The sequence below is a fragment of the Leucobacter edaphi genome (assembly GCF_016522535.1).
Lineage (GTDB): Bacteria > Actinomycetota > Actinomycetes > Actinomycetales > Microbacteriaceae > Leucobacter > Leucobacter edaphi.
In genome coordinates, this window is record NZ_JAEHOI010000005.1 from 322,631 (window position 1) to 334,538 (window position 11,908).

Consider the following 11,908-nt stretch of genomic DNA (forward strand, 5'->3'; position numbering starts at 1 on the left):
GATGAGAAAAGGTAGGGTGTGATGTCGGCAAGCGACGTGCCAGATCAGAACTCGGGAACCGCGCCCGAGGGGCGGGACACCGCACAGCAGCTCGCGGACAAACAGGCATTGAAACGGCTGTTGCGCCCGGTCTCCACGCACCTGACGCTCGGCCGGACGCTCGCCGTGATCACCGCGGTCCTCGCCGTCGTGCCGTACATCGCGCTCGTGCACATCGGCGCGCTGCTGATCGAAGCCGCCCTCACCGGTGCCGCGGTGGATGAATCCGGGGTCTTCCTCTGGCTCGGGATCCTGCTGGGGACCTTCACATTCCGCTTGCTCGCGTACCTCGCCGCGCTGCTCATCACCCACCTGGCGGATATCAAGCTCGGCAACCACATTCGGCAGCAGATGGTCCGACGCTTCTCCAAGACCCCGCTGAACTGGTTCACCTCGACCAATTCTGGCCGGGTGCGCAAGGCATTGCAGGACGACATCGAGACCATCCACCACCTCATCGCGCATCAGCCGGTCGACGGCACGGTCGCGGTCGTCATGCCGGCCGCGTTGATGCTCTACGCGTTCGTCATCGACTGGCGTCTCGGCCTGCTCGCGATCGCGACCATCCCGCTGTACGCGATCACGATGGTGAGCAGCATGCGCGGCATGGGCGAGCGCACGGTGCAGATGGACCAGAAGCTCGGGGTCGTGTCGGCGCGCATGGTCGAGTTCGTCACCGGGATCACCGTCGTGAAGGCTTTCGGTCGCGTGGGCCGGGCGCACAGCGCCTATCAGGAGTCGGCCAAGGAATTCCAGGTGTTCTACTTCAACTGGGTGGGGCCCCTCATCAGGGTCAGCTCATTGGGGCTGTCACTCCTCGCGGTCCCCCTGATCCTGCTCATCAACCTCGGCGGCGGGGCCTTGCTCGTCGCGGGCGGCGGCGTTACGGCGGCGGACGTACTCGCAACCTCCCTGATCGCGCTGCTGATTCCCCACGGTATCGAGGTGCTTTCAGGATCGACGTGGTCCTCGCAGCTGGCCGGGGCGTCGGCCCGCCGCATCAACGATCTCCTCGATACACCGGTTCTCACGGAGCACCACGCCCTCGCTGCGCCGCAGGCGCATGACGTCGTGTTCGACCACGTGACCTACTCGTACGGAACGAGCGATCATTCCGCACTGGCGCTCGACGATGTGTCGTTCGAACTCGGCGCGGGAACGATCACCGCGCTCGTCGGCATCTCCGGATCCGGCAAATCGACGATCGCCACGCTCCTCGCGCGCTTCGACGACCCGCGCTCCGGAGAGATCCGGATCGGAGGCGTACCGGTGGATCACGTTGCAGACCTCTACCGGCACGTCGGCTTCGTCCTGCAGGACCCGCAGCTCCCGTCGATCAGCATCCGGGACAACATCACCCTCGGCCGCCCCGATGCGACCGAGGAGCAGATCCGCGAGGCGGCGCGCGCGGCCCGGGTGCTCGAGGAGATCGAGGCCCTGCCGCGAGGATTCGATACCGTGTACGGCGCCGACAGCGGGCTTTCCGGGGGTCAGGCGCAGCGCATTGCGATTGCGCGTGCGATCCTCGTCGACGCCCCCGTGCTGATCCTCGACGAGGCGACCGCCCTGACCGATCCCGAGTCACAACACCAGATCCAGCACGCACTCGCACACCTCGTGCGCGGCAAAACCGTACTCATGATCGCGCACCGGCCGGAGGTGATCAGCGGCGTCGACCAGATCATCCTCGTCGAACAGGGCCGCGTGATCGCAACCGGCACGCACGATGACCTGCTCTCAGAACCGGGATACTCCAAGCTCTGGATCAACTCCCCCGCAGCACTCGGAGGCGCCAAGTGAATCTCCCCCTGATCGACATCATTCCTCGCATGCGGCGCATGATCTCGCGCCCCGAGGCCATCACGCCGGCAATCTTCGCTGCCGCGCTCTGCGGAGTCGTCGAGGGCATCGCACTCGCGGCGCTGCTGCCCGCGGTCAGCTCGCTCGCCTCCGGCGCCCCGGTGTGGGGCCTCGACCTCGCGGGCTGGCTCATCGTGTTCGCGGCGCTCGCCGCCCTCAGCTTCGGCCTCAACTACTGGCAGGCGAAGCGCGCGTACGGGGTCGCACTCGACTTCCTCGAAAGCATCCACAGGCTCATTGGCGACCAGGTCGCAAAGCAGCCGCTCGGCTGGTTCGCGCGCCCCCTCGCCGGCAAGCTGTCGCGCATGGTCTCCAACGAGCTCATGCAGGCCGGCGAGATTTACGCGCACATGTTCGGGCCGCTCATCACGAAGATCACCTCGGTCGTCGCGGTGGTCCTCGCCGCCTGGTTCTGGAATCCGCTCCTGGGGCTGATCCTGACCGCATCGATCCCGGTATTCATCGTCATCACGCTGGTCTCCAGCGCGCTCATGCGGCGCGGCCGGCGTGTGCACGAACCCGAAGAGGTGAATCTGGCAGGCCGCATCATCGAGTTTGCGCAGTGCCAGGGCGCCCTGCGCTCCTGCGGGCAATCCGATCACTTCGCGCCGCTCGAAAACGCCCTTGGGCGCAGCAGCCGCGCGAAGAAGCAATCGCTGTGGAGCGAGATCATCGGCTTTCTGCTGAGCGGCATGGTCACGCAGGCCGTGATCGTCGCCCTCATCACCGTCACCGGAACCCTCGCCGTCGCGGGGACGCTGGCGCCGATCCCCGCACTCGCGTTCATCGGCCTCGCGCTCCGGTTCACATCGACGCTTTCCGCCATCACCGAGGGCGCCATGGGCCTCGAATCGCGGCGGCCCCTCCTCGACGCGCTCGAGGGCGTGCTCACCTCCGATCCGCTCCCCGAACCTCCGGCACCGGGCGAACTCAGCGCGCCAGGCACCATCGAACTCGACCGCGTCTCCTTCTCGTACGCCCCGGGAACTAAGCCCGTGCTGCGCGAGGTATCGTTCTCCGTTCCGGCCGGTTCGATGGTCGCGCTCGTCGGCCCCTCAGGCAGCGGGAAGACCACGATCGCTCGGCTGATCTCGCGCTTCTACGACGCCGATGCCGGCACCGTGCGGGTCGGCGGCCTCCCCGTTCGCGAGCAGACCGGCGAACAGCTCATGGGACAGCTCTCGATGGTGTTCCAGGACGTCTACCTCTTCGACGAGAGCCTCGAGGCGAACATCGCGATCGGCCGCCCCGAGGCCACACAGGAGGAGATTCGTGAGGCGGCGGATCTCGCCGGAGTCACCGAAATCGCCGAGCGGCTGCCCGACGGCTGGAACTCACGCGTCGGAGAGGGCGGACGCGCCCTCTCCGGCGGGGAGCGCCAGCGCGTGGCGATCGCCCGCGCGCTGCTGAAGCGTTCGCCGATCGTCCTGCTCGACGAGGCGACCTCGGCGCTGGACGTCGAGAACGAGGCGCACATCGTCGCGGCGGTCGAGCGGCTGCGGACGACCGCCACCGTCCTGATCATCGCGCACCGCCTCGACACCATCGCCAAGGCGGATCGCATCATCGCGCTCGACGAGCACGGTGGGGTCGAAGCCCAGGGCACCCACGAGGAGTTGCTCGCGCAGGGCGGCACGTACGCGCGCTTCTGGGACCGGCTCCAGGAGGCCCAGGGGTGGCGGATCACGGAGGTCGCGCCGTAGGCTGACCGGGATGAACGAGACGACCACGCCCCGGCACGGCGCGGCGCTCGTGGGGAAGAAAGTCGGCCGCAAGCCGGTGTTCACCGCGGCCGAGGTCGTAGAGGCCGCGTGCGCCGAGGGGATCGACCGCTTCACCATGGCCGCCGTGGCAAAACGCCTCGGGGTGGTGCCGGCCGCGATCTACCGGCTCTTCCCCTCGCGTGACGACCTCGTGCTGGCCTGCATCGATGCCGTGGGAGCAACCGTGGCCCGCCCCGCTCCAGGAACGCACTGGCGGTCGGCCTTGCAGCTGTGGGCGGACGAGGCCTGGCGCCTGTGCGAAGACTTCCCGGGCTTTGAACGGGTCCTCTTCTCGACCCCGACCGCGGCCGTTCGAGTGGAACCCGTATTCCGCGACTACGCCGAGCACCTCGGCGCGCAGGGAATCGGCCTCCGCCAGGTGACGTTCGCACTCGACTTCATCGGGGACACCGTGTTCGCCTCCCACCTCGGGGTCGCCGCCATGCGAGCCACCCGTGACGACGGCAGGACCGGCCTCGAAGCCGCCCGCGACTCCACCACCGACGCGGACGCGCTGCTCCGCCCCGAAGACTCCTGGGCCACCCGCGCAATCCTCGACGTCAAGATCGACTTCATCCTGGAGGGCCTCCACAGCAACTGGCCGGAGTTCTAGGGCCCCCTGCGCCATGGCCCGGATCCCGCGGCGCCGGATCTGGGAAAAGGGCCTGTCCCGGAAATGACGACGCCGTCCCCCGCGCAAGCGAGGGACGGCGTGACAGCGGGGTCGCCGATCAGAGCGCCCGCAGCACCACCGCGCTGCCCTGCCCGCCGCCGCCGCAGATGCCGACGGCGCCGAGCGAGCCGGAACCCGCCTCGGCGAGCTCGCGGGCGAGGGTGCCGACGATGCGCGCGCCCGAGGCGCCGATCGGGTGACCCAGGGCGATCGCCCCGCCGTGAATGTTGACGACGGCCGGATCGAGGCCCAGCTCGCGGCCCGATTCGACGCCGACCGCGGCGAACGCCTCGTTGATCTCCACGGCCGCGAGATCGGCCGCGGCAGCGCCGCCCTCGACCTTCGCGAGCGCCGCGGTGATCGCGCGGGCCGGCTGCGAGTGCAGGTGCAGGTCGGGGCCGGCGACGAACGCGGTCGCCTCGACCTTCGCGATCGGGAGGAGGCCGAGACGCTCGGCGGCCGCTTCGCTCACGATCACGAGCGCGGCGGCGCCGTCGGTGATCTGCGAGGCATTGCCCGCGGTGATCGTGCCCTCCTTCGAGAAAGCCGGGCGGAGGCCGGCGAGCGTCTCGACCGTGGTGTCCGCGCGGATCCCGTCGTCGGCGGAGACGACCGTGTCGCCGCGGCGCGAGGCGACCGTGAACGGGGCGATCTCGCCCGCGAAGAACTCGGCCGATGCCGCGGCGCGCTGGTGCGAGGCGGCGGCGAACGCGTCCTGCTCCTCACGGGTGAGGCCGAGCGGGCCGTTGCCCTGCTCGGTGAGCGCGCCCATCGCGGTCTGCTCGAATGCGTCGGACAGGCCGTCGTGGTCGACCGTGTCGACGAACTGAGCCGTGCCGTACTTCGTGCCGGCGCGCAGCGGGGCGACGTGCGGGGCGAGCGACATCGACTCCTGGCCGACCGCGAGCACCACGTCGGCCTCGCCCGCGTTGATCAGGCGAACGGCCTGCGAGACGGCCTCGGTTCCGGAGAGGCAGACCGCGTTGATCGTGATCGCGGGAACCGTGAGCGGGATCCCGGCGCCGACCGCCGTCTGGCGTGCGGGGTTCTGACCGGCGCCCGCCTGGAGCACCTGCCCCACGACGACCGAGTCGACGGCCTCGGGAGCAACCCCCGCGCGCTCGAGCGCGGCCTTCGCTGCGTGCGCCCCGAGGACGGTTGCGGCCTGGCCGGCGAGCTGGCCGGTGAAGCGGGTGAACGGGGTGCGGGCGTAGCCGGCGATCAGCGCGGTCATCTGGGACTCCTTCGGAGGGGCGACGAATCGGTGCGGCCGTGCGGCTGCGCACTCCGGGCGCGGGGCCCGATCCTGTCATCCTGCCAGGTATCCCTGGCCGGCTCCCAGAGAACCTCGCACAGGACCGGCCAATTCAACTGTGCACGCCCACCTGGCGCGGGTAGGATTCCCCGGGTGAAGAGCAGTTCCCCAATTGCCGCAGCCACCGGACCGGATGGTCCTCCTGAGGCTCGGCCCGAAGGCGCGCAGGGAGCTCCGAGCGGCGAGCGCGCGCAGACGCCCAGACGCCGGCCGCCGCGCCGCCACGCGCGCGTCATCATCGGGTCGATCATCGCGATCGCGCTGCTCGCGGGCGGGTACACGGCGGCGTGCGCGACGGCCGCGCTCCCCGATCCTCAGATCACGCTGTCACCGGAACTGAGCTCAGGGGGACCTGAGGGCCTCGTCATCGACGTGGGCCCGGTGCAGGAGCTCGTCGACGGCCAGCAGGGGCCCTCGGCCGTGGGCTGGTCGGAGGGGACCGAGGTCTGGAGCAACAGCGATCGGCCCCGCCCGATCGCGAGCATCACCAAGGTCGTCACCGCGCTCGTCTGCCTCGAGCAGCAGCCCATCGCAGCGGGCACCGACGGCGCGGTCCACACCTGGACCGAAGCGGACGCCGCGCGCGCGAACGCCTACGCCGAGCAGGGAGGCGTCACGTTCCCGATCCCGGTCGGCACCCGGGTCACGGCGAAGCAGATGCTCACGATGATGCTCCTCCCCTCCGCGAACGACTTCGCCGCGGCCTATGCCGTCTCGGTGTTCGGCAGCGAGGACGCCTTCGCCGCCGCCGCGCAGACCTGGGCCGCGAAGAACGGCCTCACCAGCCTGCAGATCTTCGAGCCGACCGGGATGGACGAGTACAACGTGTCGACCGCGGCGGACCTCGTGCGGCTCGGCAGGCTCGCCATGGCGAACCCGACCGTGTCCGAGATCACCCGCCTCCCCAGCGCGAACATGCCGTGGGGTATCGGCACGGTGAAGAGCAGTAATCCCCTGCTCCGCAAGGGAAACGGGATTCTCGGGATCAAGACAGGCAGCACGAGCGCCGCGGGCTACGCGCTCCTCTCGGCGGAGCATCAGGACGTCGACGGCCGCGACATGATCCGCTTCAGCGCCGTCCTGCAGCGGGAAACGACGGATGAGCGCCGCGATTCCAGCTGGGCCCTGCTCGACGGCATGGGAAAGCTCGCCGTCACTCAGGAATACGTGCAGAAAGACCAGGTCGTCGGATCGGCCCGCACGATCGACGGCGCGAAGATCGACCTGCTGGCCACGAAAACCGTGAGCGCCGGCCTCGTCCCAGGCGAGCAGGCGAGTATCGCTGCGAAGCCCGGGACGATTCACGTCGGCAAGGCGGGCCAGCGCGCGGGAACGGCGCACCTGCGATCCCCGGCCGGCTCGACGGAGATCCCGATCGTCACCAAGCAGGCGATCGAGGATCCCGGGCTGTGGTGGCGGATGACCCACCCGCGCGAGCTGTTCGGGAAGTGAGCCGGTTGGGCTGAGCGCTCCGCGCGAGCGCGGGCGCCCGCCCGCCGCCGCGGGCTACTCCGTGAGCGCGCCCTCCGCGAGCCTGCGGACGACGCCCGTGAGCTGGTTGAGGCCCGCGATCAGGTCCTCGTCGCGCGTGAACTCGTTGAGGTTGTGGGAGACGCCGTTGACGCTCGGGACGAAGAGCATGACGGTGGGCACGTCGTCCTTCATGTTCGTGGAGTCGTGGCCGGCGACGGTCATCACGCGGGAGTTCGTGAGCCCGAGCTCGGCCGCGACCTCGGCGGCGAGCGCGACGCCCGCCTCGGGGTACGGATTACGGTCCCACGAGTGCTCGGCGACGACCTCGATCTCGACGCGATCCTCGCGCTGCACCTGCTCGACCGTCTCCATCAGCATGCGATGCGCCTCGCGGATCACCTCGGCGCTCGGGGAGCGCAGATCGAGGAGCAGGCCGACCTCGCTCGCGACGACGACGGGGGAATTCGGGTAGACGTTGAGTTCGCCGCAGGCCGTGTGCAGGGCCTCTGGCTCGAAGCGGTCGACGAGTTCGCGCGCCGCGACGACGAGCCGGGCTGCTCCGAGCAGCGCGTCACGGCGATCCGCCATGAGCGTCGATCCGGAGTGGGCCTGCTCGCCCGTCACCTTGAACTCGAACTTGTGCGCGGCCCAGGTGGCGTCGACGAGGCCGATCGTCACGCCGTCCTCCTCCATGCTGCGGCCCTGCTGGACGTGGATTTCGGCGTAGGACGCGACGTCGATCCCGAGCTTCTCGCCCAGCTCGCCGAGCCCACCCATCGCCTCGGCGACGGAGACGCCGGCGTGATCCGTCGTGGCGAGGGCGTCCTCGAGGGGCATCTTGCCGGTGAATACCGAGCTGCCCATCATGGAGGGCTTGAAGCGCGACCCCTCCTCGTTGAACCAGTTCACGACCGCGAGGTTGTAGCGCGCCTTCGAGGGATCGGCGCGGAGCTCGTCAGCGACCCGGAAGCAGGCGTGCGCCGACGCCATCACGCCGTACGCGCCGTCGAAGCGGCCGGCGGTCGGCTGCGAGTCCATGTGGGACCCCGTGAGCACGTACGGGGCGCCGGGCACGAGCTCGAGCAGGCCGAACTGGTTGCCGATCTCGTCGCGCTTCACCGTGAAACCGTGCGACTCGAGCAGTTCGGCGAACCACCGCCGCTGCTCGCCGTCGGGCTCCGTGCCCGCCTGCCGGTCGACCCCGTTGGTGCCGGGCACGGCGCCGAAGCGGGTGTGCACGGCCCAGTCGGCGAGGAATGCGTCGTCGTGCTGCTGCGTCATGGTGAGATCCTAACTTCGTGAACGTTGTTCCCGATCGGCGGCCTGATCAGGCGCGCGAATCGAAGGTGATGTCGCCGCCGACGAGGGTCGCGACGATGTCGAGGTCCCGCATGTCGGGGGCGGTCAGCGGCGAGGCCGAGAACACCGCGAAGTCGGCGAACTTGCCGCGCTCGAGGGTGCCCTTGTCGGCGATCTGACCCGTTGCGCGCGCCGCCCACTCGGTGTGCGTGCGGAGCGCCTCCTCGGGCGTGATGCCCTCGGCGGCGGTGAGGATCCGGCCGCTGTCGGTTCGGCGGTCCACGGCGGCCTGCATGCCGCGTCGCAGATTGTTGTCGGCGACGGGCAGGTCGGAGGAGCCGGCGAGGATGATCCCGGCGTCGATCACGGAGCGACCGCGGTAGAGGAACGGCTCGCGATCGGGGCCGACGAGCTCGGCCATCTGATCGCCGATCGGGCCGATGAAGCCGGCCTGCGGGGTCACCGCGATGCCGAGTGCGCCAGCGCGCTCCACCTGGTCGGGACGCGCGATGCCGAAGTGCTCGATGCGGCACGGCACGGGATGGGCGCCGTAGCGCTCCTGCGCCTCCGCGATGAGGTCGAGGGCGAGATCGATCGCCGCGTCGCCGATCGCGTGCAGCGCGAGCGGCCAGCCGGCGCGGTACGCGCCGAGGACGCGTTCGCGATAGGCGGCGGGGTCGTCGAGCAGGTAGCCGGTGTTGTGGTCGTGCCCGCAGTAGTCCTCCGTGACGGCGGCGGTGGCGCCGAGGAGCGAGCCGTCGAGGAACACCTTCACGTGGCCGAAGCGCACGACGTCGGTGCCGAAGCCGGTGCGGATCCCCAGATCAAGCCCGGATCCGGCGCCCTCGCGCGCGAAGTCGGCGGCGTGGCCCGTGAGCGGGCGGAGCGCGTCGATCGCGGGCATGAGCTGGGCGCGAGCGCGCAGGCGGCCCTGATCGGCGGCCGATTGGTACGCGGCGACCTCGATCGGGCTGTGCCCGATCCAGCCGCCGCCGACACCGGCCTCGGTGAAGCTCGTGATGCCCTCGGCCGCGTAGCGCGTGGTCGCAGCCTCGAGCGCCTCGACGAGCCGCTCGGTCGAGTACGGGAGCAGCAGGGCCTGCACGAGGCCCTGGGCCGCCTCCTCGACGAGACCGGTCGGGTTGCCGTCCGCGTCGCGCACGACGACGCCGCCGGTCGGGTTCTCGAAGCCGGGTTCGAGCGCGCCGACGAGGCGCAGCGTCGCCGTGTTCGTGATTGAGGCGTGTCCGGAGGTGTGGCGCAGGTAGATGGGGCGGTCGCCCGTGAGCGCGTCGAGCTTCGCGATGTCGGGGAAGTGCCCGCCGTGATGCGCCTGGTTGAAGCCCGTCCCGTGCACCCACGAGTCCGTGTCGCCCGCGGCGTCGAGGCGCGCGACCTCGGCCTCGATCAGGGAGTAGATCTCGTCGAGGCCGCGGGCCTTGCTCAGGTCGAGTGCCGCGAGGCCGAGACCCCACCACGCCGTGTGGCAGTGGGCGTCGATCAGGCCGGGCGTGACGACCGCGTCGCCGAAGTCGAGCTCGCGCTCGGCGTCGAGGCCGGCGATCTCCTCGTCGAGGCCGACGATCCGGCCGTTGATGACGCCGACCGCGGTGGCCGGCGGGCGCGCGGGATCCATCGTCAGGATCTCCGACGCGCGGACGATCAGATCGAGTTTCATGCGGAAACCTCCTCAGTTTCCGGGGCGATCTCGGCGGAAGCCGGGGGCATCACCTCGGAATCGATAACCACGTGCAGGAGGGCAGGACCCTCAGCGGCGAGCGCCCGGTCGAGGGCGGCGGCGAAGTCCGCCGTGTCCTCGACGCGCTCGCCGAACCCGCCGAACGACTGCATCCACTCGGCGAAGTTCGGATTCACCATGCGGGTGCCCGACGGGCGGCCCGGATAGTGGTTCTCCTGGTGCTGGACGATCGTGCCGTACACCCCATTGTCGACGACGATCACGAGGGGCGCGCCGCCGTGGGCGATTGCGGTGGCGATCTCCTGGCCGTTCATCAGGAAGTCTCCATCGCCGCACACCGCGACCGCCGTGCGATCGGGGAAGGCGATCGATGCCGCGACCGCGGCGGGAACCGCGAGGCCCATCGCGCCGTTGCGCGCTCCGACGAGGCTCGCGGGGTTCAGGTGGCGCACGAAACGGTGCGCCCAGATCGTCGCGTTGCCGGCGCCGAAGGTGAGGATCGCGTTGCCGCCGAGACGATCGTCGAGCTCGCCGAAGGCGACGCCGAGGTCGACGCCGCGGCGGGCCACGGCCTCCGCGTTCGCGCCGGGCACGCTCGTGTCGGGGCGATGCGCTGCGAAGCGCTGCTGAGCGGCCGCGCGGCCCGCCATCCAGGCGTCGTCGCGTGCGCCGCGGGCCGCGGCCTCGCGCCCGGCGAGCGCCGTGGCGAAGCCGGAGGGCGTCGCGAGGATGATGCGGTCGATCCGGCCGGCGTGCTGCGTGGCCTCCGGATCAGCCTCGACGATCACGGTCTCGGCCTCGAAGCCGACCGTGTAGCCGTCGCTCAGCACGTCCGAGCGGGTGCAGCCGACGAAGACGAGCAGGTCCGCCTCGGCGTAACCGGCGGCGACCGCGTCGGCGCGGCCGTAGCCGAGCCAGCCCGCCCAGGCCGGACCCTCGTGCGGGACGGCGTCGTAGGCGCGCCAGTCGCAGAACACCGGGATCCCGGCGGCCGAAGCGAACTCGGCCAGTGCGCGCCCCTCGCCGCCCTGCCAGCCGTCGCCACCGAGCACGAACGCGGGCCGCTCGGCCGCGGCGAGGCGCGCGACCAGGTCATCGAGCTCCGCCTCGGACGGCGTGGGCTGCGGGGCTGGGATCGGGGTGGGCGCCTGCGCGTCCGTGAGGTGCACGAGCACGTCCTCAGGCAGGCCGACCACGACGGGCCCCGGGCGCCCCGAGGCCGCGATGCGCAGTGCCTCGGCGACGAGTTCGCCCGCGCGATCCGCGTTGTCGATCGTCATCACGCGCTTCGCGGTCGAGCCGAACCAGCCGGTGAGGCTGAACTCCTGAAACGCCTCGCGCTCCCGATCGGCAACCGGGACGAGACCCACGAAGAGGACGAGGGCGGTCGCATCCTGCCAGGCGGTGTGGATCGCGATCATCGCGTTCGCGGCGCCGGGACCGCGGGTCACCATCGCGATCCCCGGGCGCCCCGTGAGCCGACCCTCCGCGAGCGCCATGAATCCCGCGCCGCCCTCGTGGCGGCAGACGACGGTCTCGACTCCCGAGTCGTGCAACCCGTCGAGGACATCGAGGTAGCTCTCACCGGGGACCGCATACACGCGCTCGACGCCGTGGGTCTCGAGCGTTCGAACGATCAGGTGGCCGGCCGACTGCGACATGGATGCTGGTCCTCTCAGGGTGGTGAAGAAAGAAGTGGCGGGGGGGGGGGGGGGGGGGCCCCCCCCCCCCGGGGGGGGGGGGGGGGCCGGTGAGGGGGGGGGGGGGGGGTGGGTTTACCGGGGCGG

8 protein-coding genes are annotated in these 11,908 nt (G+C 70.7%); 4 read left to right on the plus strand and 4 right to left on the minus strand.

Annotated elements, in window-relative coordinates; genetic code table 11:
- Positions 1–36: 36 nt before the first annotated feature.
- Genes JD292_RS06975 through JD292_RS06985 form a run of 3 tightly spaced genes read left to right on the plus strand, consistent with a single transcriptional unit; the run spans position 37 to position 4,275 of the window.
- Positions 37–1,839 (plus strand): ABC transporter ATP-binding protein, encoded by a 1,803-nt coding sequence (locus tag JD292_RS06975; protein WP_200131999.1) that lies wholly within the window; start codon positions 37–39, stop codon positions 1,837–1,839.
- On the plus strand, positions 1,836–3,602 hold the full coding sequence (locus JD292_RS06980) for an ABC transporter ATP-binding protein (protein WP_369411181.1): 1,767 nt from the start codon (positions 1,836–1,838) through the stop codon (positions 3,600–3,602). The genes JD292_RS06975 and JD292_RS06980 overlap by 4 nt, the downstream gene beginning before the upstream one ends.
- Positions 3,603–3,612: 10 nt before the next feature.
- Positions 3,613–4,275, plus strand: coding sequence for a TetR/AcrR family transcriptional regulator (locus tag JD292_RS06985; protein WP_200132000.1), 663 nt, complete (start codon positions 3,613–3,615; stop codon positions 4,273–4,275).
- 118 nt (positions 4,276–4,393) lie between these two features.
- Here the strand turns inward: JD292_RS06985 and JD292_RS06990 are convergent, their stop codons facing one another.
- Complete coding sequence (locus JD292_RS06990) at positions 4,394–5,569, minus strand: acetyl-CoA C-acyltransferase (RefSeq protein ID WP_200132001.1); 1,176 nt, start codon at positions 5,567–5,569, stop codon at positions 4,394–4,396.
- A 174-nt stretch (positions 5,570–5,743) separates the two neighbouring features.
- On the opposite strand from JD292_RS06990, the gene JD292_RS06995 reads away from it, so the two are divergent.
- Positions 5,744–7,102 (plus strand): D-alanyl-D-alanine carboxypeptidase family protein, encoded by a 1,359-nt coding sequence (locus JD292_RS06995; protein ID WP_200132002.1) that lies wholly within the window; start codon positions 5,744–5,746, stop codon positions 7,100–7,102.
- Positions 7,103–7,156: 54 nt separating this feature from the next.
- On the opposite strand, the gene JD292_RS07000 is transcribed toward JD292_RS06995, so the two are convergent.
- The 3 genes from JD292_RS07000 to JD292_RS07010 are packed head-to-tail and all read right to left on the minus strand — an operon-like array spanning position 7,157 to position 11,782.
- Entirely contained in the window at positions 7,157–8,404 is a 1,248-nt protein-coding gene (locus JD292_RS07000) for a M20 family metallo-hydrolase (protein ID WP_200132003.1), read from the minus strand.
- Positions 8,405–8,450: 46 nt separating this feature from the next.
- Positions 8,451–10,100 carry an amidohydrolase gene (locus tag JD292_RS07005; RefSeq protein ID WP_200132004.1) on the minus strand — a complete coding sequence of 550 codons (1,650 nt, stop codon included), beginning with the start codon at positions 10,098–10,100 and terminating at the stop codon, positions 8,451–8,453.
- Complete coding sequence (locus JD292_RS07010) at positions 10,097–11,782, minus strand: thiamine pyrophosphate-dependent enzyme (RefSeq protein WP_200132005.1); 1,686 nt, start codon at positions 11,780–11,782, stop codon at positions 10,097–10,099. Before JD292_RS07010 ends, JD292_RS07005 begins: the two co-directional genes overlap by 4 nt.
- Between the last annotated feature and the right edge of the window lie 126 nt (positions 11,783–11,908).

Bases quoted from the DNA above. Each gene is read 5' to 3' on its own strand.
- JD292_RS06985 (WP_200132000.1), top strand. From the start codon at position 3,613: ATGAACGAGACGACCACGCCCCGGCACGGCGCGGCGCTCGTGGGGAAG.
- JD292_RS06990 (WP_200132001.1), bottom strand. From the start codon at position 5,569: ATGACCGCGCTGATCGCCGGCTACGCCCGCACCCCGTTCACCCGCTTC.
- JD292_RS07000 (WP_200132003.1), bottom strand. From the start codon at position 8,404: ATGACGCAGCAGCACGACGACGCATTCCTCGCCGACTGGGCCGTGCAC.
- JD292_RS07005 (WP_200132004.1), bottom strand. From the start codon at position 10,100: ATGAAACTCGATCTGATCGTCCGCGCGTCGGAGATCCTGACGATGGAT.
- JD292_RS07010 (WP_200132005.1), bottom strand. From the start codon at position 11,782: ATGTCGCAGTCGGCCGGCCACCTGATCGTTCGAACGCTCGAGACCCAC.